Annotated in this window: 18 protein-coding genes; 14 read left to right on the top strand and 4 right to left on the bottom strand. The window is 70.9% G+C overall.

The window, feature by feature from the left end; all coding sequences use genetic code 11:
• The first annotated feature begins 158 nt into the window (after window positions 1-158).
• Both nrdR and ACWGJB_RS34840 read left to right on the top strand, forming a co-directional pair.
• The gene (nrdR, locus tag ACWGJB_RS34845; protein ID WP_453384034.1) at window positions 159-710 is read left to right on the top strand and encodes a transcriptional regulator NrdR; all 552 of its coding nucleotides are present in this window, start codon (window positions 159-161) and stop codon (window positions 708-710) included.
• A 164-nt stretch (window positions 711-874) separates the two neighbouring features.
• Window positions 875-3,769: a vitamin B12-dependent ribonucleotide reductase gene (locus ACWGJB_RS34840; RefSeq protein WP_453384033.1), complete on the top strand. Its 2,895-nt coding sequence runs from the start codon at window positions 875-877 to the stop codon at window positions 3,767-3,769.
• 75 nt (window positions 3,770-3,844) lie between these two features.
• On the opposite strand, the gene ACWGJB_RS34835 is transcribed toward ACWGJB_RS34840, so the two are convergent.
• Window positions 3,845-4,378, bottom strand: coding sequence for a TerD family protein (locus ACWGJB_RS34835; RefSeq protein ID WP_453384032.1), 534 nt, complete (start codon window positions 4,376-4,378; stop codon window positions 3,845-3,847).
• A 151-nt stretch (window positions 4,379-4,529) separates the two neighbouring features.
• Between ACWGJB_RS34835 and ACWGJB_RS34830 the strand changes: the two genes are divergently transcribed.
• The 3 genes from ACWGJB_RS34830 (at window position 4,530) to ACWGJB_RS34820 (ending at window position 6,833) form a co-directional block, all read left to right on the top strand.
• A complete protein-coding gene (locus tag ACWGJB_RS34830; RefSeq protein ID WP_362579437.1) occupies window positions 4,530-5,135 on the top strand; it encodes a YdbC family protein in 606 nt (201 codons plus the stop codon).
• Window positions 5,136-5,221: 86 nt separating this feature from the next.
• A complete protein-coding gene (locus ACWGJB_RS34825; protein ID WP_453384031.1) occupies window positions 5,222-5,881 on the top strand; it encodes a histidine phosphatase family protein in 660 nt (219 codons plus the stop codon).
• 10 nt (window positions 5,882-5,891) lie between these two features.
• Complete coding sequence (locus ACWGJB_RS34820) at window positions 5,892-6,833, top strand: ADP-ribosylglycohydrolase family protein (RefSeq protein ID WP_453384030.1); 942 nt, start codon at window positions 5,892-5,894, stop codon at window positions 6,831-6,833.
• 529 nt (window positions 6,834-7,362) lie between these two features.
• Here ACWGJB_RS34820 and ACWGJB_RS34815 read toward each other — a convergent pair.
• The gene (locus tag ACWGJB_RS34815; protein WP_453384029.1) at window positions 7,363-8,910 is read right to left on the bottom strand and encodes an MFS transporter; all 1,548 of its coding nucleotides are present in this window, start codon (window positions 8,908-8,910) and stop codon (window positions 7,363-7,365) included.
• Between the two features lie 192 nt (window positions 8,911-9,102).
• On the opposite strand from ACWGJB_RS34815, the gene ACWGJB_RS34810 reads away from it, so the two are divergent.
• The 3 genes from ACWGJB_RS34810 to ACWGJB_RS34800 all read left to right on the top strand — a co-directional run bounded on the left by ACWGJB_RS34810 (window position 9,103) and on the right by ACWGJB_RS34800 (window position 11,205).
• On the top strand, window positions 9,103-9,726 hold the full coding sequence (locus ACWGJB_RS34810; RefSeq protein ID WP_453384028.1) for a TetR/AcrR family transcriptional regulator: 624 nt from the start codon (window positions 9,103-9,105) through the stop codon (window positions 9,724-9,726).
• An 82-nt stretch (window positions 9,727-9,808) separates the two neighbouring features.
• Complete coding sequence (locus tag ACWGJB_RS34805) at window positions 9,809-10,510, top strand: ribonuclease HII (RefSeq protein WP_453384027.1); 702 nt, start codon at window positions 9,809-9,811, stop codon at window positions 10,508-10,510.
• A gap of 68 nt (window positions 10,511-10,578) precedes the next feature.
• Entirely contained in the window at window positions 10,579-11,205 is a 627-nt protein-coding gene (locus ACWGJB_RS34800) for a hypothetical protein (protein ID WP_453384026.1), read from the top strand.
• A gap of 308 nt (window positions 11,206-11,513) precedes the next feature.
• On the opposite strand, the gene ACWGJB_RS34795 is transcribed toward ACWGJB_RS34800, so the two are convergent.
• Both ACWGJB_RS34795 and ACWGJB_RS34790 read right to left on the bottom strand, forming a co-directional pair.
• Entirely contained in the window at window positions 11,514-12,134 is a 621-nt protein-coding gene (locus ACWGJB_RS34795; RefSeq protein ID WP_453384025.1) for a hypothetical protein, read from the bottom strand.
• Between the two features lie 285 nt (window positions 12,135-12,419).
• Window positions 12,420-14,585, bottom strand: a complete 2,166-nt coding sequence (locus tag ACWGJB_RS34790; RefSeq protein WP_453384024.1) for a RecQ family ATP-dependent DNA helicase — start codon at window positions 14,583-14,585, stop codon at window positions 12,420-12,422.
• A 129-nt stretch (window positions 14,586-14,714) separates the two neighbouring features.
• Between ACWGJB_RS34790 and ACWGJB_RS34785 the strand changes: the two genes are divergently transcribed.
• The 6 genes from ACWGJB_RS34785 (at window position 14,715) to ACWGJB_RS34760 (ending at window position 25,484) form a co-directional block, all read left to right on the top strand.
• Window positions 14,715-16,214, top strand: a complete 1,500-nt coding sequence (locus ACWGJB_RS34785; RefSeq protein WP_453384023.1) for a DUF4192 family protein — start codon at window positions 14,715-14,717, stop codon at window positions 16,212-16,214.
• 553 nt (window positions 16,215-16,767) lie between these two features.
• On the top strand, window positions 16,768-18,684 hold the full coding sequence (locus tag ACWGJB_RS34780) for a glycogen debranching N-terminal domain-containing protein (RefSeq protein ID WP_453384105.1): 1,917 nt from the start codon (window positions 16,768-16,770) through the stop codon (window positions 18,682-18,684).
• 165 nt (window positions 18,685-18,849) lie between these two features.
• Window positions 18,850-19,608, top strand: a complete 759-nt coding sequence (locus ACWGJB_RS34775; protein WP_360488650.1) for an NUDIX hydrolase — start codon at window positions 18,850-18,852, stop codon at window positions 19,606-19,608.
• Window positions 19,609-19,688: 80 nt separating this feature from the next.
• Complete coding sequence (locus ACWGJB_RS34770; protein ID WP_453384022.1) at window positions 19,689-22,358, top strand: ATP-binding cassette domain-containing protein; 2,670 nt, start codon at window positions 19,689-19,691, stop codon at window positions 22,356-22,358.
• 162 nt (window positions 22,359-22,520) lie between these two features.
• Window positions 22,521-23,408 (top strand): FadR/GntR family transcriptional regulator, encoded by an 888-nt coding sequence (locus tag ACWGJB_RS34765; RefSeq protein WP_453384021.1) that lies wholly within the window; start codon window positions 22,521-22,523, stop codon window positions 23,406-23,408.
• A gap of 519 nt (window positions 23,409-23,927) precedes the next feature.
• Window positions 23,928-25,484 carry an RNA polymerase sigma factor gene (locus ACWGJB_RS34760; protein ID WP_453384020.1) on the top strand — a complete coding sequence of 519 codons (1,557 nt, stop codon included), beginning with the start codon at window positions 23,928-23,930 and terminating at the stop codon, window positions 25,482-25,484.
• Window positions 25,485-25,512: the final 28 nt, after the last annotated feature.

Raw genomic sequence — 25,512 nt, 5'->3', positions numbered from 1 at the left:
CAATCACCACATCTAGTGGTTGGATTGCTACAGCAGCCCACAAGTTGTGGTCCCCCGGGTCTCCGGTCTCTCTGAGATCGCCTATGCTTGGGGCTGCTCCGTGGGGCCCGGGTGGTCCAGCGAGGCCATTGAGTCTGCTGTGAGGAGGGTTGGAGATCATGCACTGCCCCTTCTGCAGGCACCCCGACAGCCGTGTGGTCGACAGTCGTACGACCGACGACGGCACGTCGATCCGCAGGCGCCGCCAGTGCCCTGACTGCTCCCGTCGTTTCACGACCGTGGAGACGTGCTCGCTCATGGTGGTGAAGCGGTCCGGAGTCACCGAGCCATTCAGCCGTATCAAGGTCATCAATGGCGTGCGCAAGGCGTGCCAGGGACGACCTGTCACCGAGGACGCACTCGCCCAGCTCGGCCAGCGGGTCGAGGAGGCGGTGCGGGCCACCGGAAGTGCCGAGCTGACCACCCACGACGTGGGTCTGGCCATACTCGGCCCGTTGCAGGAGCTCGACCTCGTCGCCTACCTGCGATTCGCCTCCGTCTACCGGGCTTTCGACTCGCTCGAGGACTTCGAGGCCGCGATCGCGGAGCTCAGGCAGGCGGCGCAGGACCCCGTCGCGGACGACGAAGACGCGGGAGCGGGGAGCCAGGAGGACGATCACGGGCCGGGCGGTACCACCAGGGCGCCCGAGCCCGTCCACCTCGCCGGCTGACGGGCGGACCGGAACCGGGGGGAGGGCCCGAATCCGGTTGTCGGACGGCGATCCAGGACTTGTCGCGGGTGGCAGCTGAGACTGCCCGCGGCGTCAGTACAGAACAGCGTGTCACGGGAACATCGTGGCATTTCAGGGCGTTTTTGCCCGTAGAGGGAGGCGGCATGACAGAGACGGCGAGCGGTCCGGCACGGAGTTCCCGCGCGAAGGGCACCAAGGCCACCAAGGGGCTGCGTATCGAGCGCATCCACACCACCCCCGGCGTACACCCGTACGACGAGGTGAGCTGGGAGCGCCGTGACGTCGTCATGACCAACTGGCGCGACGGCTCGATCAATTTCGAGCAGCGTGGCGTCGAGTTCCCCGACTTCTGGTCGGTGAACGCGGTCAACATCGTCACCAGCAAGTACTTCCGGGGTGCCGTCGGCACCCCGCAGCGCGAGACCGGCCTCAAGCAGCTGATCGACCGCATCGTGAAGACGTACCGGAAGGCCGGCGAGGACAACAAGTACTTCGCCTCGCCCGCCGACGCGGAGATCTTCGAGCACGAGCTGGCGTACGCCCTCCTGCACCAGGTCTTCAGCTTCAACAGCCCCGTGTGGTTCAACGTGGGCACGCCGCAGCCCCAGCAGGTCTCCGCCTGCTTCATCCTGTCCGTCGACGACTCCATGGAGTCGATCCTCGACTGGTACAAGGAAGAGGGCATGATCTTCAAGGGCGGCTCCGGTGCCGGCCTGAACCTCTCCCGGATCCGCTCCTCCAAGGAGCTGCTCTCCTCCGGCGGCAACGCCTCCGGCCCGGTCTCCTTCATGCGCGGTGCCGACGCCTCCGCCGGCACCATCAAGTCGGGTGGCGCCACGCGTCGCGCCGCCAAGATGGTCATTCTCGACGTCGACCACCCCGACATCGAGGACTTCATCCAGACCAAGGTCAAGGAAGAGGAGAAGATCCGCGCCCTGCGTGACGCGGGCTTCGACATGGACCTGGGCGGCGACGACATCACGTCCGTCCAGTACCAGAACGCCAACAACTCCGTCCGCGTGAACGACGAGTTCATGAAGGCGGTCGAGCAGGGCGGACAGTTCGGCCTGCGCGCCCGGATGACCGGCGAGGTCATCGAGGAGGTCCAGGCCAAGGACCTGTTCCGCAAGATGGCCGAGGCCGCCTGGGCCTGCGCCGACCCGGGCATTCAGTACGACGACACGATCAACCACTGGCACACCTGCCCGGAGTCCGGCCGGATCAACGGCTCGAACCCCTGCAGCGAGTACATGCACCTGGACAACACGTCCTGCAACCTCGCCTCGCTGAACCTGATGAAGTTCCTGAAGGACGACGGCCTGGGCCACCAGTCCTTCGAGGTCGAGCGCTTCGCGAAGGTCGTCGAGCTGGTCATCACCGCGATGGACATCTCCATCTGCTTCGCGGACTTCCCGACCCAGAAGATCGGCGAGAACACCCGCGCCTTCCGCCAGCTCGGCATCGGCTACGCCAACCTCGGCGCGCTGCTGATGGCGACCGGCCACGCCTACGACTCCGACGGCGGCCGCGCGCTGGCCGGTGCCATCACCTCCCTGATGACCGGCACGGCGTACAAGCGCTCCGCCGAGCTGGCCGCGGTCGTCGGCCCGTACGACGGCTACGCCCGCAACGCCGACGCCCACAACCGCGTCATGAAGCAGCACGCCGACGCCAACACCGTGGCCGTCCGCATGGACGATTTGGACACCCCGGTGTGGGCCGCCGCCACGGAGGCCTGGCAGGACGTGGTCCGCCTCGGTGAGAAGAACGGTTTCCGTAACTCCCAGGCGTCCGTCCTCGCCCCCACCGGCACCATCGGTCTCGCGATGTCCTGCGACACCACCGGCGTCGAGCCCGACCTGGCGCTCGTGAAGTTCAAGAAGCTGGTCGGCGGCGGCTCGATGCAGATCGTCAACGGCACGGTTCCGCAGGCCCTGCGCCGCCTGGGCTACCAGGAGGAGCAGATCGAGGCGATCGTCGCCCACATCGCCGAGAACGGCAATGTGATCGACGCCCCCAGCCTCAAGCCGGAGCACTACGAGGTGTTCGACTGCGCCATGGGCGAGCGTGCCATCTCCCCGATGGGTCACGTCCGCATGATGGCCGCGATCCAGCCCTGGATCTCCGGTGCCATCTCCAAGACGGTCAACATGCCGGAGACGGCGACCGTCGAGGAGGTCGAGGAGATCTACTACGAGGCCTGGAAGCTCGGCGTCAAGGCGCTCGCGATCTACCGCGACAACTGCAAGGTCGGCCAGCCGCTCTCCGCGAAGACCAAGGAGAAGGAGAAGGTCGAGGTCACCGAGAAGGCCGAGGCGACCATCCGCGAGACGGTCGAGAAGGTCATCGAGTACCGCCCGGTCCGCAAGCGCCTCCCGAAGGGTCGTCCCGGCATCACCACGTCCTTCACCGTCGGTGGCGCCGAGGGCTACATGACGGCCAACTCCTACCCGGACGACGGCCTGGGCGAGGTCTTCCTGAAGATGTCCAAGCAGGGTTCGACCCTCGCAGGCATGATGGACGCCTTCTCCATCGCGGTCTCCGTCGGCCTCCAGTACGGCGTGCCGCTGGAGACCTACGTCTCGAAGTTCACCAACATGCGCTTCGAGCCGGCCGGAATGACGGACGACCCGGACGTGCGGATGGCGCAGTCGATCGTCGACTACATCTTCCGCCGCCTGGCGCTGGACTTCCTGCCGTTCGAGACGCGCTCGGCGCTCGGCATCCACTCCGCACCGGAGCGCCAGCGTCACCTGGAGACCGGTTCGTACGAGCCGTCCGAGGACGAGGTCGACGTCGAGGGGCTGGCCCAGTCGGCGCCGCGCGCCCAGGAGCTGAAGGCCGTCGCCTCCCCGAAGGCCGAGGCCGCGGTGGCCAAGCCCGCCCCGAAGCAGGCCCACACCAGCGCCGAGCTGGTGGAGATGCAGCTGGGCATCCAGGCCGACGCCCCGCTCTGCTTCTCCTGCGGTACGAAGATGCAGCGGGCCGGTTCCTGCTACATCTGCGAGGGCTGCGGCTCGACCAGCGGCTGCAGCTGACGAGTTGACATGAAGTGACGTAAGGGGCGTCGGCCACGGCCGACGCCCCTTACCGCTGCTCCTGGTCGCTCGCCGTCACGGCCGGCCGAGGCCGCCCATGGCGCGGGTGAAGACCACGGGGTCGTCCTCGAAGCCGTGCAGGCCCGGCCGGAAACTCCAGTCGCCGGACCCGTCGCGCACGAACTCCGCGACCGCGGCCGCGGTCGCCCCGAGGACCGATCCGAAGTCGTCCTCGGCCAGCACGTTGTAGCCCTCCCGGACGCGCACCTCCGGGTTCAGGACGTTCACGAACGTCCGGTGCGCGGACCGCTGTTGGATGACGACCCCGACCACCACACGCGTGTACCGGCCGTCGAGTCGGTCGAGTTCGAGCTTCATCACCTCGTCCCAGCCGAAGCCCTTGCCGTCCTGGCTGTCGCGGTTGAGGAAGATCGTGCCATCGGGCGAGCGGCTGTCGAAGTGCACCAGGTAGGCCGCGGTCCCGTACGGGTCGCCCGCCGTGTAGGTACCGGCGATGATGTCGAGATCGGTGGGCGGCTGCCCGGTCGGGCTGGGATCCCACTTCAGGGCGACCTCGACCTTGCTGATCGCCTTGCTGAAACCGCTCATCACGCGTCCCCTTCCCCCCTGAGGTCCACTGCCCCAACTGATGGGCTGCCAAGGCTTTTTCTCCATCGTGCCACGCGCGCGGGGGCGCATGCGCGGGTGATCTCCGCCGGAGCGTGACCGACGCCACGTCCCATGGCCTTACGATGGCGCGGTGCTGGTCAAGTGGATTCGCTGCACCGTGGTGGACCGCCGCGGGTTCGAGCGGGGGCAGCGGAAATGGGCGGGGCTTCTGGGGGAGCCGGGATTTCGCGGACAGGGCGGGGGCTGGAGTCGGCAGCGAGCCGGAGTGGCGCACACCTTCGCCTTCTGGGAGAGCCGTGCCTTCTACGACTCCTTCATGGCGCGCTCGCACGACCGTCTGGCCGCGTCCCAGTCCGGCACGTACAAGGACCAGCAGGTCAAGTTGTTCGAGTACCGGTTCGATGTGAAGACCGGTTTCGAACCGCGGTTCACGGATTCCGACCTGGTCCGGGTGGCCCTCTGCCGGGTGCACGAGGAGCGCGTCGAGCACTTCACGCTGATGCAGGAGAAGGTCTGGAACCCGGCGATGGCCGGCTCGCCCGGCATGATCCGCGGCATGTTCGCGGAGGCCCCGGCGCACGAGTTCATGATCCTCTCGATGTGGCGGTCGGCCGCCGAACACGGTAAGTACCGCACCGAGCGAGTGGAGCGTCTGGCGCTGCGCGCCCAGACGGAAGCCGACATCGCGGCCCTCACGGGCGACATCGTGGAACTCGAACCGAGCTGGATCGTTTGAATCTCCAACCCTTGATTTGTGTGACCTACGCTGTATGGAGCCCATCCGAGTGCTCGATTTTCCGCCACTCGATCTAGGGTTTTGGCATGGCACGACCACGGCGCATCGTCCTTGTCCGGCACGGCGAGTCAACCGGCAATGTCGACGACTCCGTGTACGAGCGGGAACCCGACCACTCACTGGCCCTGACCGAGCGGGGCTGGCGGCAGGCCGAGGAGACCGGAAAACGCATCCGGGAGATCTTCGGCCGGGAGCCCGTCAGCGTGTACGTCTCCCCGTACCGCCGTACGCACGAGACCCTCCGAGCCTTCCACCTCGATCCGGACCTCATACGCATACGCGAGGAGCCCCGGCTGCGTGAGCAGGACTGGGGGAACTGGCAGGACCGCGACGACGTACGCCTGCAGAAGACGTACCGGGACGCGTACGGGCACTTCTTCTTCCGCTTCCCCCAGGGCGAGTCCGGGGCCGACGTGTACGACCGGGTCGGCGGCTTCCTGGAGAGCCTGTTCCGCAGCTTCGAGGCGCCGGACCATCCGCCCAACGTGCTCCTGGTGACCCACGGCCTGGCGATGCGGCTGTTCTGCATGCGCTGGTTCCACTGGACGGTCGCGGACTTCGAGTCCCTGTCCAACCCCGGCAACGCCGAGATGCGGATGCTCGTTCTCGGGGACGACGGCAAGTACACGCTCGACCGGCCTTTCGACCGCTGGCGGGACCCGGGGTCCCACTGGATGAGCGGCTAGGCTGGCCGAGATGACCGTTTCCTCCGACACTCCGAACGCCGGGCGCCTGGACCGTGCCCTGGCCAGCCTGCGCGGACTCGCCACCGGCGACGCGCTGGGCTCACAGTTCTTCGTTCCGGTGAACTACCCGCTGCTGCAGCGGCGCGAGCTGCCATCGGGCCCCTGGCAGTGGACCGACGACACGGAGATGGCCTGTTCCGTCGTCGCCGTCCTCGCCGCTCACCACCGCATCGATCAGGACGCGCTGGCCCACTCGTTCGCCGCGCACCACGACTTCGACCGGGGCTACGGCCCCGCCGTGAACCGGCTGCTCCGCCTCGTCAGGGAGGGCGGCGACTGGCGCGAACTGGCCGCCGCACTCTTCAACGGGCGGGGCTCGTGGGGCAACGGCGCGGCGATGCGGATCGCGCCCCTGGGCGCCTGGTACGCGGATGATCCGGAGCAGGCCACCCACCAGGCCGAGATCTCGGCCTACCCCACGCACCAGCACCGCGAGGCGGTGGTCGGGGCCATGGCGGTCGCCGCGGCAGCGGCACTGGCGGCGGCGCCCGGCGGCCCGCCGAGTCCCGAGGCGCTCCTCGACGGGGTCGTCGCGCTCGTCCCCAGGAGCGCCGTCGGCCAGGGCCTGCGGCGCGCCCGCGACATGCTCGACTACGACGACGAGGGCACCGTGGCGGCCGTCCTGGGCTGCGGACGGCGTACGAGCGCCCACGACACCGTCCCCTTCGCCCTCTGGTCGGCGGCACGTGCCCTCGGCGACTACGAGACGGCCTTCTGGGCGACCGCCCAGGTGGGCGGCGATGTGGACACCACCTGTGCCATCGTCGGCGGCGTGCTCGCGGGCGGCACGGCGGGAGCGCCCCCGGCCGCATGGACGGAGCGGACGGAGGCGCTGCCGGAGTGGGTGCCGACGGGGACCGGGACCGTGGTCGGCGGAAGACCGCCGGTGTAGGAGGGCCCTGTCGGCCGATGGCTGACGGCGCAGGAAGGTTGCAGTCGGCGGATGGCGGTCGGCGTACGACGGCCGCTGTCGGTGTATGGCCGTCGGCGCGCGAAGACTGTTCGGTCGGGGCATTCGTGGTCTGCGGGGCCTCGGGCTGTAAGCCCTGTGTGGTGCTGCGGGGCGCGTTGGTCCGGCCGTCTCAGCGACGCGGGGGCCCTGTTGATACCCCGGAACGGTGGTGGCCCCGATGCTCTGGGATCCCGACACTCCGGGCACGATCAAAACTCTGTGTGCCCGATGGGAACTCTCCGTGACCGTCGGGCGTTTTCCCGGCATCCGCTCCGCGCTCCGTCCGAGTGCGGACGGCGGAGAAGGCAGCGGAGTCGCGGGGGGCGGTGTTGACGGTGTGGATCGGAGTCTCTGTTCCGGTGGTGTTCGTGGTGCTGTCGGCCGTGGTGCGGATGGCCGGACCACTGCCTCTGCCGGCTGTCCCCTGGCGGCGGTCCGGCCGTCCGCGGCTTCGCGCGGCTTGGTGGGGTCAGCCCAGCCCGGGACCAGCCGTGCCTGCGAGGGCTTCGAGGTCGCTCTTGCGGACCTTGATCACCAGCCAGGCGGTGAGCAGGCCGAGCGCGGCCATCACGGCGGCGGGGACGAACGCGGTCGAGATCCCGTGCGCAAGCACCTCGTGTCCCCAGGGCGCGGGCAACTGGTGGGACTTGGCGAACTCCGCCTTCTGTTCCGGCGAGCCGTCGGTGAGGAACTTCGGCAGCTGCTTCTTCGCCTCGTCCTTGCTGGCCGAGCCGAAGACCGTGGTCAGGATCGACAGGCCCAGCGAACCGCCCACCTGCTGCATGGCGTTCAGCAGCCCGGAAGCCGCTCCGGCCTCGTGCTGGGAGACCCCGGAGACCGCGGTGACGGTCGCGGTCACGAAGTTCAGGCCCATGCCGAAGCCGAAGATGAGCATGGGCCCGAGAACCCCGCCGAGATACGAGCTGTCGGGCTTGATGAATGTCTGCCAGGTCAGGCCGACGACCACGAGGGCGGAGCCGGTCATCATGAACGGCTTCGGGCCGAGGGTGGGCAGGAACCGCTGGGAGAGCCCGGCGCCGACGGCGATCGCCACCGTCACGGGCAGGAAGGCCAGACCGGCCCGGATCGGGCTGTAGCCCAGCACGTTCTGCACGAACAGCACGATGTAGAAGAACATGCCGAACATCGCCGCGGCCAGGCTCAGCATGATCACGTACGTGCCGGAGCGGTTGCGGTCGGCGAACATCCGCAGCGGGGTGATGGGCTCCTTCGCCCGGGTCTCGATGAAGACGAAGGCCAGCAGAAGCACTACCGCGGCACCGAAGGAGCCAAGGGTCAGAGCGTCGCGCCAGCCCTCCTCCGAAGCCCGGATGAAGCCGTACACCAGGAAGACCATGCCCAGTGTGGAAGTCAGCGCGCCCGCGATGTCGAACCGTCCGGGATGCCGTTCGGACTCGTTGATGTACTGCGGGGTGAGGGCGACGATCAGCAGTCCGATCGGCACATTGACGAAGAACACCCAGCGCCAGTCGAGCCAGTCGGTGAGCATGCCGCCGGCCAGCAGCCCGATGGCACCTCCGCCCGCGGACACGGCGGCGAACACACCGAACGCCCGGTTGCGCTCGGGGCCTTCCGGGAAGGTGGTGGTGATCAGCGCCAGCGAGGTCGGCGACGCGATCGCGCCACCCATGCCCTGGAGGGCGCGGGCGGCCAGCAGCTGCCAGGGTTCCTGGGCGAGACCGCCGAGGAGCGAGGCGAAGGTGAACAGCAGGATGCCGGTCATGAACACCCGGCGCCGGCCGAGGATGTCACCGGCTCGCGCACCGAGCAGGAGCAGACCCCCGAAGGTGAGCGTGTAGGCGCTGACCACCCAGGTGAGATCCGTGGTGCTGAACTTGAGAGCGTCTTGAATGTGCGGGAGTGCGATGTTCACAATCGTCGCGTCAAGTACGACCATGAGCTGGCAGGCGGCAATCACGGCGAGCGCGATGCCGGGGCGCCCCTGCCTGCGGGCCGCACCGGGTTTCTGTTCGGGTATCAGCTGAGAGGTTGTCACTATGGGTCCCCCACGAAGGTGTTAGTGAACGCCCGCGTTCACTGTCGCGTCAACGGTAGTGAGTCCTCGGTAGAGAACGCAAGCGTTCACTTAACTGCGCGTCGCGTGCCGCGTCCCCCTTTGTCGTCGCGCGCCGCGCCTCATCCCCCGCTCCGGAATCCCCGCTTCCCCTCGCTCGCTGGAGAAACTCAGATGGTTACCTCGCGCTGGACTGCCGCTCCTCCTCAGGCGGCCTCCCCTCGTCGGCGCGGTGCGGTCCTCGAACGCGCGATCCTGGACGCCGCCTTGGAGCAGCTCAGCACGGTCGGCTGGAACGGCCTCACCATGGAGGGTGTCGCCGCCGGTGCGCAGACCGGAAAGGCCGCGGTGTACCGGCGCTGGTCCTCGAAGGAGGAGTTGGTCGCCGACGCCTTGCAGGCCGGTCTGCCACGCTTGGAGGAGGCTCCCGACCTCGGAAGCGTGCGCGAAGACCTGCTGGCTCTGTGCCGGCAGGCCCGGGACGCGATGTTCTCGCGCCCGGGCTTCGCATTGCGGTCGGTGATTCACGAATGCGATCCGATGCAGGTCGAGCGGTTCCATGGCGTGATCTTCGATGGCGTCGTGGGGCCGACCACCAGGCTGATCGGTGACATCGTCGCCCGCGGCGTAGAGCGGGGGGAGGTGCGCGCCGATGCGGCCAACGACTATGTGCTCGACGCCATTCCGGCCATGATGATGTACCGCAACAAGATTTCTGGAAGCGAATGGAGCGACCAGGAGGTCGAGCAGATGATCGACCAGTACATGCTTCCACTGCTGCTGTCGCGCGGCGTCTGACCCAGCGCTCCGGCGGCCCGCGGTCCGGTCGGGGAAGCCGGGGTGTCGCTCGGGGATCGGCGCGGCGTACCCTAAGGACGCCATGCCGTACGAACCACCTACTCACACCGTCGAGCGCTCCCTCCGCGCCACGACCGGAGCGAAGGTCATTGCCGGTGTCGACGAAGTGGGACGCGGTGCCTGGGCCGGGCCCGTCACCGTCTGTGCCGCGGTCACCGGTCTTCGCCGACCGCCTGAGGGCCTCACCGACTCCAAGCTGCTGACCGTCAAGCGCCGTACGGAACTTGCCGAGGTGCTGCGGACATGGGTCACGGCCTACGCGCTGGGTCATGCCTCGCCGGAGGAGATCGACAGTCTCGGGATGACGGCCGCGCTGCGGCTGGCCGCCGTCCGCGCCCTGGAGGCCCTCCCGGTCCGTCCCGACGCGGTCATCCTCGACGGGAAGCACAACTACCTCGGTACCCCGTGGCAGGTGCGCACGGTCATCAAGGGTGACCGATCGTGTGTGGCCGTCGCGGCGGCCTCGGTGATCGCCAAAGTTCAGCGCGACAAAATGATGGCCGAACTGGGTATCGACCATGCAGACTTCGGATTTGCGGACAACGCCGGGTATCCGTCGCCCGTGCACAAGGCCGCACTGGAGGAGCGGGGCCCCACCCCGTACCACCGGTTGTCGTGGGCGTATCTTGATGCGCTGCCCCAGTGGCAGCACCTCAAGAAGGTCCGCAGCTGGGCGGAGGGAAGCGTTCCGGAAGTCGAGGGTCAGCTCGGCTTCGACTTCTGACGTTCCAGTCGCACTGTTGTGCCACCCAGTTCACGTGACCTGCACCAACGTTTGATAGATATCAGCTCATGCCTCTCATTCCCGAGGAGCCTCAGATTCACGAGAGTGCCCAGGGTCCCCGCGCCACTCCGGCCAGTGGCCGTACCGCGCCGACCCCCCGTCCCGTACCCGGCCCCCGCCCCGCGGCTCCGTCGCGTCCCGGTCGTCCCGGCCCTCTGCGGCCGACGCCGCCGGTACAGCGCGCGCCGCGTGACATGGCCAAGCCAGGCCCGTCCGGCCCGGCCGTGCCCGCCGCGGCAGCGGCGGCCCCGCAGATCCAGCTGATCCCGGCATCGGTCGAGAGCGCTCTCGACTCCGCCGAGGAGGCAGTGGACCTGCTTCTCGACTCGGGCCGTGCCCCCGGTGACGTGCTGGTGATCACCACCGGCGCGCAGCATCCGTGGGCCGACCACGAGCTGACCTTCGGCGAAGCCTCCTACTGGGCGCAGCACGACGCGGGCGACGACGTCTTCTACACGGACGCCGCCGTCGCCTCCCGTGCCGCGACCCGCCCCGTGGTCGTCGTCGCCGTCAACGGCGGTTCCGACGCCGTCGCCGCCACCGCCCTGCCGCTGGCCCTCTCCCGGGCCGGTGCGCTGCTGATCGTCTGCGGCGACCCGCAGCGGATCAACTCGGTGCTGGGCGCCGGCGTCTGAGCCACCTCCGGCGCCTCTGGGACTCCGGAGGTACCGAAGGAGATGTGGCGACGGACTCGCACGGTGGTGCCTTCGGCATGCCCGGACGCCGGGCGAGGGGCACCGGCCGTCGGGGCGCGGCCGTTCGACGGACGGAGGATCCGGAGCGCCAGCACCGGGCCGGATCTGTCGAGTGACCGGACCCGGGGCACGTCCTCCACGGCCCGGAGTTGGGTGAGCGACCCAGCTGAGCACGCCGTACGGCATGTTTGAGGGTGCCGTGCCCGGCGGTGGGTGCTCGGCCGGTGCACCCGCGCGGGGGGCCGGCTTCAGCGGGCGGCCGCGCGGCGCAGAACCTCGGAGACGGCGCCTCCGGTGCGCGGTGGCAGGGGCGCGGACTCGGACAGGGCGAAAGGTCCGGGAGGCGAGTCGGCGTTCGGGCGCCGCCCGCCGCGACCCTCACCGAGTACCTGCCAGCCGTCGTGGGTCAGCGTGATGTACGACCCGCAGCGCAGCCCGTGCAGGGTGCAGGCGTCCCGCAGCCCCCACATCCAGGCACCGTCCTCCTCTGTCCAACGCGCGTCCCCTTCGCGGCAGTAGAGCAGTACGGCGGTCCGCACCGGGGTGCGGCGGCGCAGGTCGTGCGGGATGACCCGGCGCAACTGGGCCAGCAGCGCGTTGCGGAACATCCAGCCGTCGGCCTGCGCCGAGCGCCAGGTGAACGAGGCGCTGGCACACAGCCGTTCCTCCGGGTCGAGGACGGCCACGATCGCCGTCGCCGGCTTGGGACGGTGCCGGGCGTGCAGCCCGCTGACCACCTCACGCGGGTCGCGGAGCAGCGGTATGCCGGCGTCGGACCATTCCGCGGGCTCGAGCAGGCGGCTGGCGGAAGCGGCGGACGCGGACGTCGACAACGATGCTGCCGAGGACGGAGCGAATCCGAAGGTCACGTTCCTCCCTTCGGCTACGCGCCCACACAGCGGGCGAGATCGGATTCGGGGGAGCGCGCACCGCAGTAAGGCCCAACCGGATCACGGACGAGCCGTGCGGGGAGCGGACTTCAATTCTTCCTGTCGAACTTGATTGCGGCAACGAGCAAATGGGGCCACCGACTGTTATCTGGTGGTGCGTGGCTTATATCCCTACCCAGCGGGGCGCCGGAGGACCCGGGGACGTTCGAGTACGACACGTGCGTACGCCGCACCCGGTGCCGTATTCGAACAGCACCGGGTCGATCAGCCCTGTACGGCCAGGACCAGTGGCAACACCCCGCGCGCCCCGGACCTCCGCAACATGCGCGCCGCGACGGCCAGCGTCCAGCCGGTCTCCGTGAAGTCGTCCACCAGCAGCACCGGACCCTGGGCCGCGGCGAACGCGGCGGACAGGGCGGGTGGCACGGTCAGCGCGCCGTCGAGGGCCTTCAGACGCTGGGCACTGTTGCTGCGCGAGACGTGTGCCGCCTCTCCCGCGTACTCCACGGAACCCAGCAGAGGCAGTCTGCCGATCTCCGCGATGCGGGCGCCCAGGGAGTCGATCAGCCGGGGCCGGGAGCGCGAGGCGACGGTGACGACACCCACCGGGCGCGGCTGCGCGTCGGCCGCCCCCGGAGCCCACCCGCCGGGGCCCTTCGCCCAGTCGGCCAGTACGTCCACCACCGCGCGGGCGACATCGTCCGGCACGGCCGTGTCCGGGGCCTGGGGCGCGAGCAGCGGCCGTAGCCGGTTGCCCCAACCGATATCCGACAACCGCCCCAGGGCCCGCCCCGCCGCGGCCTGTTCACCGGCCGGAATGCGTCCCTTGAGATCGATGCCGATGGCCGGCAGGCCGGTCGGCCACATCTTCCGGGGTTCCACCTCGACGCCCGCACGGCCGAGGTCGACCCGTGCGGCGTCCAAAGCGGCCGTGGAGGTGTCAGCCGTGAACCGTGACCGCGCGCAGTTGTCGCAGCGGCCGCAGGGCTTCGCGCCCTCGTCGTCGAGCTGGCGCTGCAGGAACTCCATCCGGCAGTCCGTGGTGGCCGCGTACTCGCGCATCGCCTGCTGCTCGGCCGCGCGCTGCCGTGCCACCCAGTCGTACCGCTCCGCGTCGTACGCCCACGGCTGCCCGGTCGCGATCCAGCCACCCTTGACCCGCTTGACCGCGCCGTCCACGTCGAGGACCTTCAGCATGGTCTCCAGCCGGGAGCGGCGCAGTTCCACCAGCGGCTCCAGCGCGGGCAGCGACATGGGACCGCCGGCCCGGGAGAGGACATCCAGGGTGCGGCGCACCAGATCCTCCGAGGGGAAGGCGAGCGACGCGAAGTAGTCCCAGATCGCCTCGTCCTCCCGCCCCGGCAGCAGCAGTACCTCGGCGTGCTCGACACCGCGCCCCGCGCGGCCCACCTGCTGGTAGTAGGCGATGGGGGAGGAGGGCGAGCCCAGGTGCACCACGAACCCGAGGTCGGGCTTGTCGAAGCCCATGCCGAGGGCCGAGGTGGCGATCAGTGCCTTGACCCGGTTGCCGATCAGGTCGTCCTCGGCCTGCTGCCGGTCGGCGTTCTCCGTCTTCCCCGTGTACGACGCCACGGTGTGTCCGCGCTGCCGCAGGAACGCGGTGACCTCCTCGGCGGCGGCCACGGTGAGCGTGTAGACGATGCCGGAGCCCGGCAGTTCGTCCAGGTGATCCGCGAGCCACGCCATCCGGTGTGCGGCGTCCGGCAGCCGCAGCACACCCAGGCTCAGGCTCTCCCGGTCCAGCGGACCGCGCAGCACCAGTGCGTCCGAGCCACCACCGGTGCCCAGTTGCTCGGCCACATCGGCGGTCACGCGCGCGTTGGCCGTGGCGGTGGTCGCCAGCACCGGCACACCCGGCGGCAGTTCGGCGAGCATGGTGCGCAGCCGCCGGTAGTCCGGCCGGAAGTCATGGCCCCAGTCGGAGATGCAGTGGGCCTCGTCCACCACGAGGAGTCCGGTCGCCGCGGCGAGCTTGGGCAGGACCTCGTCGCGGAAGTCGGGGTTGTTGAGGCGCTCCGGGGACACCAGGAGGACGTCGACCTCGCCGGCCGCGATCTCCGCCTGGATCCCCTCCCAGTCCTCGGTGTTGGAGGAGTTGATGGTGCGGGCGTGGATACCGGCCCGGGCCGCCGCGCCGACCTGGTTGCGCATGAGCGCGAGCAGCGGGGAGACGATGACCGTGGGGCCGCTGCCCGCTGCCCGCAGCAGCGAGGTCGCCACGAAGTACACCGCGGACTTGCCCCAGCCGGTGCGCTGGACGACCAGGGCCCGGCGCCGGTCGGCGACCAGCGCCTCGATCGCCCGCCACTGGTCCTCGCGTAGCCGGGCCTTGCCCGTGTCGTCGCCGACGAGACGGGCGAGGACGGCGTCCGCCCGCGTCCGGAGTTCCGCGTTGCTCGTGTGCTCCATGCGTCCCATACAACAGGACGGGACCGACAGCCGGGTGGGCTGTGGACGCGCGATACGGCTTTGGCGTGTCCCTGATTCGACTTATCCACAGGAAAACCGGAATTCCGAGATCCGCGAGATCGTCGGCGCATGACGAATCACAGCGAAACCACCGGACCCTCCGAAAACGGCGACATCACGGGAGGTGCGCAGCCCCTGGGCCATCCCGCCCACGACACCCAGATCACGCTGCGTACCCCGGCCGAACTGGCCGACGCGCTGCCCTACCTGCTCGGGTACCGCCCCGAGGACAGCATGGTGCTGGTGGCCCTGCACGACCGGGGTGGCCGTGGCCGGTTCGGCGGGCGTGCCCGGCTCGGCATCCCCGCGAACAGGGACGACTGGGAATCGGCCGCACGCCAGCTGGCCCAGGGCCTCACGACGGGCAGCGAACGCCGTGGAACCCGCCCCGAGCAGATGGTCGCCTACGTCTGCCAGGAACCGTCGCCCGGCGAAACGGGCCGGGACGTCATGCACCGGCTGGCCCCGCTCGCCCAACTGCTGCGCACCGAGTGCGGCCGCCTCGACGTGCCGGTGATCGAGGCGCTGTGCGTCTCGCAGGGCCGCTTCTGGTCGTACTGCTGCCCGGCGGACGAGTGCTGTCCTCCGGACGGCGCCCCCATGGGCCTGCCCGGCACCTCCGTGCTCGCGGCCGCCGCCACCTACGCCGGGATCCAGGTGCGCGGCACTCTGCGTGAGCTGCGGGCCAGGCTGCAGCCCTGGGAGTCCGGCGCCGCGCTGGAACAGGAGGGTGCCCTGGACCGCGCCGGAATGGCCCTGGTGCCCCGCATTCTCCACGACGCCTCCCGCGCGGAAGTGGCCGAGGAGACGCTCGCCCTCGCCGAGCAGCTCATGAGCCGGTACGCTGCAGCCGTCCCGGTGGCCGGCGTCCACCAGGCGGACCTCCGCGACGACGCTCTGCTCGCGCACGGCGAGGCCGCGCTGCTGATCCTCGGACTGCAGGACCGCACCACCCGTGACCGGGCGGCCGCCTGGATGGAGGGCGACGAGGCCGGACCCGCCCTGCGCCTGTGGCGAGCCCTGGCCCGCCGGTGCGTCGGCCCCTATGGCGAACACGCCGCCGCTCCCTTGACGCTGGCCGGCTGGGTCGCCTGGTCGGCCGGCGACGACCTGGAGGCGCGGGAGGCCCTGGCGATGGCCCTGGGCGCGGACCCCGAGTACCTCTTCGCCCGCCTCCTGCACCAGGCCTGCAACGAGGGCCTGGACCCGGAGTCGATCCGCCGCTGCCTGCGCACGGAACGCGCGGGGCGCGAGGCGGCCGACAGCGTGGAGGCTGTCGGCGACAGGGCTCCGGCCGACCCGGGCACCGATCACGAGCCGACCGCCGCCTCCGAAACCCGACGTCGCCGCCGTCCGCGCACCGAAGACAGTCTCGACCCGCGGCGGCCACGGCCGGCGGGCGCCCGACCGCGACCGACGGGCGCAGGCCGCACTCGCACCCGCTCCGGGTCGTCCAGGCCGGGCGACGGCACGCGCACCCGCGCGGCGGAGAAGACCGACACCCGAGGCGGCCGGGCCGCCCGGGAGGACTCAGGCACCCGGAAGGGCCGTGGCGAGGGGGACGAATGAACGGGGGCCGGCCAGGGACGGCATACGGACGGGCGTGGGCCGGTGCTGTCCGCCGCTGGACACGGAGCCTCATCGAACCGGAGCCGTTCCGCGACTGCTCGCCCGTCGGCCGGCGCCGTGGCCTGTCGGCCCTGGGCGTCCGGAGGCACGGGTCGACCGGCCCGCACGACGTCTCCTCGCACTGTTGCCCGATCGGGTTCGGCGGGCGGGGCGTGACCAGGAGGAGCCCTCCTCCGTTCACCTGAGTGGCGGAACGCCTGGACGGGTCGTGCCGCCGCCCGTCCCCTGTCCCTCCGGAGTCCTCCGTCCGGCGCCCAGCACGTCCCGGGCGCACAGAACGCAGAAGGAGCGTCCCGTGCATCAGCCGACTCCGACCTATACCGCCGACGGCAACCGCCGACTCCGGGACGGCCCCCCACCCTGGCTCCCGCGGGCGGAAGGCCCGTCGGGGCAGCCCCGCGACCGCACGACCCGGGCCACGCCCCCACGATCGACGCCGGGTCCCCAGAGTCCGGGGTACGTCGGCGGGCTGCCGCCCACGCACACCGCGTTGATCTGCGTCGCGCTGCCCGGCCTAGCCATCTCCACGGAGCAGGGCCAGTTGACCGGCCGCGGCCTGGAGGGGTTCTACCGGGCGGGCCGGCGGCTGCTCGCACGCTGCCAGGTCCGTGTCGCCGGCCGCGAACCGCTCCCTGTGCAGGCGCGGATGGCGGGCGCGGACTCCGCACGCTTCGTGGGCACCCTGCGGGTTTCCCCGGCGGCCGGCCCGGATCCGGACGTCGTCGTGGAACGAATCCGTCACGCCGAGGGCACCGAGCGCATCACCCTGCACAGCTCCGCTCGCCACCCCCTGCGTCTGGCGCTGGAGGTAGCCCTCGGCACCGACCTCGCGGAGCTGAGCGCCATCGCCTCCGGCAGCCCCGGCCCCGAACTCCCGCCCAGCGTCCACGACTCCGGGCTGCGCTGGACCACCCCCACCGGCAACTCGTTGGTCACGGCCGACCCGCCACCCACCGACGCACTGGCCTCCGCGGGACTGCTGCGCTGGGAGTTCGAACTGCCCCCGGGCGGAACGGCGAGCGTGGAACTGCGGGTGCGCCCGGACGGCACGGGTCCCCTGCGCGCCGTGGGACGCGCCGCCACGAGCCCCCTGGCACCCGCCAGGGCCGCGGGTGACGACCCGAGAGCCGCGGCGCTTTTCAGGACCAGCATCGAGGATCTCCAGGCGCTGCTGCTCCGCGACCCGGCACATCCCTCCGACACCTACCTCGGGGCCGGGGCGCCCTGGCGCTGCGGCCTGGCCCCGGCCGAGGCGCTCGCCGCGGCCCGGATGACCCTGCCCCTCGGCACCCGCCTCGCTGCCGGCACCCTGCGCACCCTCGCCCGCACGCAACTGCGCGGTCCGGGTCCGCAGGCCGGCATGATCCCCGGCCCGCGCCGGGACGCCGGAGCACACCTGCCCCCGGGCTGCACGGGCACGGAGGCCACGCTGTTCTTCCCCGTACTACTGGCGGAGGCCCGCCGCTGGGGGCTCCCGGACCAGGAGACGCGGGAACTGCTGCCCGCGGCCGAGCGCTGCCTGACCTGGCTGCGCACCACGGTGGGCGACCACACCTACCTCTGCGACCCACAGCCCGGCGGCCCCGCGCGCAGCGAGACCCAGGCCCACGCCCACCGGGCCGCGCTGCTCGGCGCCGACCTCCTCGACGCGTACGACCGGCCCGGCGGCGCCGGACTGCGGCAGTGGGCGGGGGAGCTGAGGAAGGCGTTCCAAGCGGACTTCTGGACCGAGGACAGAAGCGGCGGCCGTCCGGCAGCGGCGTTGACCTCGGACGGCCGCCCCCTGACCCACCTGGGCTCAGTCGCCGTCCACCTGCTCGACACCGGCCTGCTCGGCGCCGGCAGACCGGCCGTCGGCCTGCTGGACAAGGTGCAGACCGAGCAGCTCGCCCGGTTGCTCGGCGGTCCGGCCATGGACTCGGGATGGGGGTTGCGCGGACTCGGGGCCAAGGAGGCGGGACACAATCCGTTCGGCCACCGGGCCGGGGCCGTCCGGGTCCAGGAGACGGCACTCGCCGTCGCCGGGCTGGCCGCCGCGGGCTACGAGAAGGAGGCGGGCGGGCTGCTGCGCGGCCTGCTGGCGGCAGCCGAGCACTTCGGCCACCGGCTGCCCGAGATGTTCGCCGGTGAGCAGCGCACCGACGGGAGCGCCCCCCTTCCGCACCCTGCGGCCTGCCGTCCGGCGGCCACGGCGGCCGCCTCCGGGGTGCTGCTCCTCACCACGCTCGCCGGCATCCGCCCCGACGCCCCGGCCGGAACAGTCACCCTCCGGCCCGTCCACAGCGCGCCCCTCGGCGAACTCGGCCTGACCGGCCTGCGGGTGGCCGGCGCACCCTTCTCGATGCGGGTCAGCCGACTCGGCCTGGCCATGGTCGAGGAGGCCGCGGACGGCCTGCAGTTGGGGGCATGACCCCGGGCAACCGCGCGCTACGTGACCGGCGCGACGAACGGGTGGGCGGGCGTCGGACGCGTGCCGGAACGAACTACGGAGTGCATACCGGAGCGAAGTGGATCAGCCGTCGAAGCGAGCGACGAAGGGAGTGTTTATCGTCAGGCAGACGACTATGATCACCGCATGCCCTACGACCCGTCAGCCTTTCCGCCCTTCGCCGTCACCGTGGACCTGGTCGTGCTGACTGTGCGCCGCCACGCCCTGTGCGCGCTGGCGGTACGCAGAGGCGAGCAGCCGTTCCAGGGGCGCTGGGCGCTGCCGGGCGGCTTCGTACGGGCCGACGAGGATCTCTCGCAGGCGGCGGCGCGGGAACTCGCGGAGGAGACCGGGCTGCGCGCTCACGACCCCGACGCCCCCGCCCAGGACGGCGGAGCCCACCTGGAGCAGCTGGCGACCTACGGCGACCCCAAGCGCGACCCCCGGATGCGAGTGGTCAGCGTCGCCCACCTCGCCCTCGCCCCCGACCTCCCCGCTCCCCGCGCGGGTGGCGACGCCAGCAACGCGCGCTGGGCGCCGGTCGAGGAACTGCTCGCGCAGGGCGGCTACGGACGGGACGGCGAGACGGTCGCGCCGCTCGCCTTCGACCATGCCCAGATTCTGTCCGACGGGGTGGAGCGCGCCCGCTCCAAGATCGAATACTCGTCCCTGGCCACCGCGTTCTGCACACCCGAGTTCACGGTCGGTGAGCTGCGCCGGGTCTACGAGGCGGTGTGGGGTGTGGCGCTCGACCCGCGCAACTTCCATCGCAAGGTGACCGGCACTCCCGGCTTCCTCGTCCCCACCGGCGGTACGACCACCCGTCAGGGCGGCCGTCCGGCCCAGCTCTTCCGTGCCGGCGGCGCGACTTTGCTCAACCCTCCGATGCTGCGACCGGAGGTCTGACCGTCCGACAGCGCGAACCCTGTCGAGGTTAAACCCTTCTATACCCGGAAAAACGGTCATTCCGCGCTATCTTCCCTAAGGTGATCGAGGCCTTCGGACTGACCAGCAATCCCCGCAAGGCGCACCCGCCCGCCGTCGACGACGTGACCTTCGAAGCGTGCGCGGGCCGCGTCACCGCACTCCTGGGCGAGGCAGGTGCGGGCAAGACCACGGCGCTCAGACTGATGCTCGAACTCCAACAGGGCCGTGGACTCACCTACTTCAGGGGTCGCCCCTTGCATCGGATCGCCCACCCCTCGCGTGAGGTCGGCGTCCTCCTCGGTGACGTCCCCGGTCACCCGGCCCGCTCCGTCCGCGGACATCTGCGCATGCTGTGCGCGGCGACCGGAGTCCCGGTCCGGCGCGCCGACGAAGTGCTCGAAGCGGTGGGGCTCGTCAGCCTGCGCGAGGAGCGCCTGGGCACGCTCTCGCGCGGCGTGGACCGCCGGCTGGGCCTGGCCTGCGCCCTGCTCCCCGACCCACACACCCTCGTCCTGGACGACCCCGCGCACGGTCTCTCCAGCCGTGAGGGTCACTGGCTGCACCGCATGCTCCGGGCGCACGCCGCGCAGGGAGGCACGGTCCTGTTCGCCACCTCCGACCCCAAGGAGGCCGCCCGCGCCGCCGACCGGGTGGTCACCCTGGAGGCCGGCAGGCTTGTCGCGGACCAGGAGGCCACCGACTTCGCCCGCACCCGGCTGCGCCCCCGCGTGGCCGTCCGCAGCCCCCACGCCGCCCGGCTCGCCGCCCTCCTCACCAAAGAGGCCCGCACGGACCACCGCTCGGTGGAGGTCGTCAGCGAAGGTGGCAACCGCCTGTCGGTGTACGGCAGCACGACGGCCGAGGTCGGCGAGGCCGCGTTCCGTCACGGCATCCTCGTCCACCAACTCGCGGACGAGGTCGGTGACATGGGGGCGGGCGCCGGAGCGGAGCCGGCCACGTACGCCGTACCGGAAGCCGTACGACGGCCGCGGGGCGAGAGCGAGCCGGCCGCGGCGGAGGAACACCGGACGGCCGACCGGGCGCCGACCACCGAGCGGCGGGACACGCCCGGTACCGATCGACGTCAGGACGCGAGCGGTTCTCCGGTCACCCCACAGCCTCGGATGTCGGCCGGATCGACGTCGGCGGGTCAGTCACGCACCGCCGACCAGGAGTCGGGCCCGGATCTGCCCGCGAACACAGCGGAGCACTTGGCCGCAGCTGAGCAGCAGCCCGAATCCAGCGGGGCATCCGCCGACGGCCCGGCGGCCGCGCCCAGGGCTCCGCACGAGGAACCGTCAGGCCGCACCCTCGTCACCGAGACCCCGACCGTGGCACTCTCGGCCCGGTCGACAGGCGCTCCCGCGGCTGCCCGGCCCGCGTCGGCCGGCACCGCGTCCTCGGCGTCTCCGGCCCCAGCCGCATCGCCCGAGCCGCCCACCCACGCCACAGCCCCGGACCCCATGTCCGCCACCGTCCCCGCCCAGCCACCCTCCACTGCCGATTCCGCCCAGCCGTCCGCGGCCGCATCCGCCCACCCACCGGCCGGCGCCGCCTCCGCGCACTCCTCGACCACTGCCGCCGTTGCTCAGGCGCCCGCCGCCGCGGCATCCCTTCACGCACCGGCAGCCGCCGCCACCGCCCCGCCGCAGGCCTCCGCCGTATCCCCCCAGTCGTCACTGCGCCCCGTTCCGGACGATCCCTCCGCCCGCGCCGCCTCCCCGCAGCCGCCGACCCCCGCCGTGTCCGGCGTAGCCCCAACCACGCAGCCGCCCGTCGAACAGCCAGAGCCCGGCGAAGCCTCGACCGCCAGGCTGCCGCGGCGGAACTCGCAGACCAGCGAACCTCCGGCAGCCGGTGGCGACCCCACCCCTCTTCCGGCCGGGTCCGTGCGACGGGCTCATGCCATCGCTCCGGACGACTCGTCGCCGCTCCCACCCACCATTGCAGTCCGCTCCGCCCCCAGCCCGCTCCGCCCCCTGCGCTACGAGCTCCGCCGGGCCGCCGGGATCGGCACCGGCTTTGTCACCTGCGGTGCTGTCCTGGTGGTGTCCGCCCTCATCACCGTCCTGCTCGCCCGGCTCGGGCACACCCCGCAGGCCCGGCTGTTCGCCGCCTGGCCGCGTGAGCTGCCGCTGCCCCCTGCGGCGCTCGGCGCGGGGCTGCTCGGGGCGCTGGCCTTCGGAGACGAGTTCCGCCACCCCGCGCTGGCGGCGGACCGCGGCACCGTGCCCCGCCGACTGGGGCTGCTCACCGCGAAGCTGGCGGTCTCCGGAGCCACCGCCGTGCTGCTCTCGTTCCTCACCCTGGGCTGCGACGCCGAGATGCTCTATGTCGTCTACGGCCGGGAACTCGCGAAGGTTCCCGCCGACTGGCTTCCGATGACCGCGAGTTGGTTCGGACTGATCGTCGGCTGTGCCTGGGCCGGTGTCCTGGCGGCGGGCGTCTTCCGGTCCACCACGGCCGGTCTCGCCGCGGTGCTCGCCGTACCCGTACTCGTCGTGCCCGTCGTGCACAAGGCGCTGCAAGGGTCGGGTGTGCGGATGGCCGCCGGACTCCCGATGCGGATGCGGGAGATGTTGCTGCTGCAGTGGCCCTTCGGGGGCGAGCGCTATCTGGTCGCGGGGGCCCGGGTGCTGGCCCAACCCGTGGGCGGGGCAATGGCGTTGTCGCTGACCGCGCTGCTGTGCGCGTACCTGTTCACCACCCTGCGGGCCAGGCTCCGATGACCACGGACCGGGCGCTTCCGATCCTCCCGTGCGCACAACTCCCCGCAGAAAGGCCATTTCTTTCCGATAAGGCGTCAATTGCGATGGGGTGAGCGATCACCCTTTCGTGTGCTTTTCACCAAAGACCTCAAGGGAGTTGGAGACAGCGCCGACAAAGGATCCGTGAGTACCCTTGCGCACACCATGATGACCGCCGCCCGCTCCGCAGACTCTGGTCTGGTCGGCCCGGGCGAACTCGACCGCTACCCGTACGTGGATGCCCCCGCCACCGATCGTGTCGGGGTGCCCTCCTGGGAGGGCCCTGACCCCGAGCTGGGCCGTGTGGGACGACGTGCCGCGGGCAGCCGCGGCCGCGGACTGCACGGTCAACTCGTCCAACAGCTGGGTCAGATGATCGTCTCGGGCGACCTGGGCGCGGACCGCCCGCTGGTGCCCGAGGAGATCGGCCAGCGATTCGAGGTCTCCCGCACCGTCGTCCGCGAGTCCCTCCGGGTCCTGGAGGCCAAGGGCCTGGTCAGTGCCCGCCCGAACGTCGGCACGCGCGTGCGTCCCGTCAGTGACTGGAACCTCCTCGACCCCGACATCATCGAGTGGCGGGCCTACGGGCCGCAGCGCGACGACCAGCGCCGCGAGCTCAGCGAGCTGCGCTGGACGATCGAGCCGCTTGCCGCCCGGCTCGCCGCCGGGCACGGGCGCGAGGACGTCCAGCAGCGCCTGTCCGACATGGTCGAGATCATGAGCCACGCGCTGGCGCAGGGCGACGCGCTGACGTTCTCGCGCGCGGACGCCGAGTTCCACTCGATGCTCATCCAGATCGCGGGCAACCGCATGCTGGAGCACCTCTCCGGCATCGTGTCGTCGGCCCTCCAGGTCTCCGGCGGCCCGGTCACCGGCTGTGAGCGGCCGAACGAGACGTCCCTGGCCCAGCATGCGCGGATCGTCGACGCGCTCGGCACGGGCGACGGCACGGCGGCCGAGGCGGCCATGCGTCAGCTGCTGACCGTCCACCCCGAGGTCGAGCGCGTGGTTCCCGCCCCGCGTGAGCACTGACCCGCGTCGAGAGCGGTGCGCTCGGTCGGTTCCGCGCTCTGGGAGTGCCGCCGGCCCCGTACCCCGCTTCCGCCGGACCCCGCCGGATCCCTCAGGGCTCCGGCGGGGTCCGGCGGCGGGACGGACACGCAGCGGTCGTATGACAGACACCGCAACGGTCGAGTGACGGACACCGCAACGGTCGAGCGGTGTATGACAGCCTCTGTTGCGGCCGTGCGGCGCACGCGTTGGCGTCCGAACCGCCCGGAGAGATCGTCGGCGACAACCTCTGCCCACGTCTGACCGTTTTGAGCGCTTACGGGGTGTGACTCGGGCCACGTAGATTGGGCGTAACGCTCTTGCGAACAACGCGATGACCTAAGAGGTGACAGCCGCGGAGGGAATACGGACGCCATTCATGGCGCTGTGTATCTTCCCGGCCCCTGCCCGCGCCGTCGGCCCATCCCCAAGCCGGCGGTCGGCTCCAGTCCGTCCAGGACGGGGCCGGAAGCCGTTTTTCAACGTTCCGAGAGGTTGTTCGTGTCGGCCAGCACATCCCGTACGCTCCCGCCGGAGATCGCCGAGTCCGTCTCTGTCATGGCTCTCATTGAGCGGGGAAAGGCTGAGGGGCAGATCGCCGGCGACGATGTGCGTCGGGCCTTCGAAGCTGACCAGATTCCGGCCACTCAGTGGAAGAACGTACTGCGCAGCCTCAACCAGATCCTTGAGGAAGAGGGTGTGACGCTGATGGTCAGTGCCGCGGAGCCCAAGCGCACCCGAAAGAGCGTCGCAGCGAAGAGTCCGGCCAAGCGCACCGCCACCAAGACGGTCGCGGCGAAGACGGTGACCACCAGGAAGGCAACCGCCACGGCCGCCCCTGGTGTGTCCCCGTCCGTAGCCGACGATCCGGCCGAGGAGGCGGGGCCCGTGAAGAAGGCCGCCGCCGCCAAGAAGGCCGCCCCCGCCGCCAAGAAGGCTGTCGCCAAGAAGACCGCGACCGCCGCGAAGAAGGCGGTCCCGGCGAAGAAGACCGCCGCCAACAAGGACGACGCCGAGCTTCTCGAGGAAGAGGTCCTCGAGGAGGCCAAGGCGGGCGCCGACGAGCCCGAGGGCACCGAGAGCGCGGGCTTCGTCCTGTCCGACGAGGACGAGGACGACGCGCCGGCGCAGCAGGTCGCCGCAGCCGGTGCCACCGCCGACCCGGTCAAGGACTACCTCAAACAGATCGGCAAGGTCCCGCTGCTCAACGCCGAGCAGGAGGTCGAGCTTGCCAAGCGCATCGAGGCCGGTCTGTTCGCCGAGGACAAGCTGGCCAACGCCGACAAGCTCGCCCCGAAGCTCAAGCGCGAGCTGGAGATCATCGCCGAGGACGGGCGCCGCGCCAAGAACCACCTCCTGGAGGCCAACCTCCGTCTGGTGGTCTCCCTGGCCAAGCGCTACACCGGCCGCGGCATGCTCTTCCTGGACCTCATCCAGGAGGGCAACCTCGGTCTGATCCGTGCGGTCGAGAAGTTCGACTACACCAAGGGCTACAAGTTCTCCACGTACGCCACCTGGTGGATCCGTCAGGCGATCACCCGCGCCATGGCCGACCAGGCCCGCACCATCCGTATCCCGGTGCACATGGTCGAGGTCATCAACAAGCTCGCGCGCGTGCAGCGCCAGATGCTCCAGGACCTGGGCCGCGAGCCCACCCCGGAGGAGCTGGCCAAGGAACTCGACATGACCCCCGAGAAGGTCATCGAGGTCCAGAAGTACGGCCGCGAGCCCATCTCCCTGCACACCCCCCTGGGTGAGGACGGCGACAGCGAGTTCGGTGACCTCATCGAGGACTCCGAGGCCGTCGTGCCCGCAGACGCGGTGAGCTTCACGCTCCTCCAGGAGCAGCTGCACTCGGTCCTCGACACGCTCTCCGAGCGTGAGGCGGGCGTCGTCTCGATGCGCTTCGGTCTCACCGACGGTCAGCCGAAGACCCTCGACGAGATCGGCAAGGTCTACGGCGTCACGCGCGAGCGCATCCGCCAGATCGAGTCCAAGACCATGTCGAAGCTGCGCCACCCCTCGCGTTCGCAGGTGCTGCGCGACTACCTCGACTAGGTCGCGGTCGTACGACGTCGAAGGCCCG

The sequence above is a fragment of the Streptomyces sp. NPDC054813 genome, from assembly GCF_053611365.1.
Note: the sequence above shows the minus strand (reverse complement) of the source record. Positions and strands in the feature narration are given on the sequence as shown.

Bases quoted from the DNA above. Each gene is read 5' to 3' on its own strand.
- ACWGJB_RS34810 (WP_453384028.1), top strand. From the start codon at position 9,103: ATGGTTACCTCGCGCTGGACTGCCGCTCCTCCTCAGGCGGCCTCCCCT.
- ACWGJB_RS34820 (WP_453384030.1), top strand. From the start codon at position 5,892: ATGACCGTTTCCTCCGACACTCCGAACGCCGGGCGCCTGGACCGTGCC.
- ACWGJB_RS34785 (WP_453384023.1), top strand. From the start codon at position 14,715: ATGACGAATCACAGCGAAACCACCGGACCCTCCGAAAACGGCGACATC.
- ACWGJB_RS34800 (WP_453384026.1), top strand. From the start codon at position 10,579: ATGCCTCTCATTCCCGAGGAGCCTCAGATTCACGAGAGTGCCCAGGGT.
- ACWGJB_RS34790 (WP_453384024.1), bottom strand. From the start codon at position 14,585: ATGGAGCACACGAGCAACGCGGAACTCCGGACGCGGGCGGACGCCGTC.
- ACWGJB_RS34775 (WP_360488650.1), top strand. From the start codon at position 18,850: ATGCCCTACGACCCGTCAGCCTTTCCGCCCTTCGCCGTCACCGTGGAC.
- ACWGJB_RS34805 (WP_453384027.1), top strand. From the start codon at position 9,809: ATGCCGTACGAACCACCTACTCACACCGTCGAGCGCTCCCTCCGCGCC.
- ACWGJB_RS34840 (WP_453384033.1), top strand. From the start codon at position 875: ATGACAGAGACGGCGAGCGGTCCGGCACGGAGTTCCCGCGCGAAGGGC.
- ACWGJB_RS34825 (WP_453384031.1), top strand. From the start codon at position 5,222: ATGGCACGACCACGGCGCATCGTCCTTGTCCGGCACGGCGAGTCAACC.
- ACWGJB_RS34835 (WP_453384032.1), bottom strand. From the start codon at position 4,378: ATGAGCGGTTTCAGCAAGGCGATCAGCAAGGTCGAGGTCGCCCTGAAG.
- nrdR (WP_453384034.1), top strand. From the start codon at position 159: ATGCACTGCCCCTTCTGCAGGCACCCCGACAGCCGTGTGGTCGACAGT.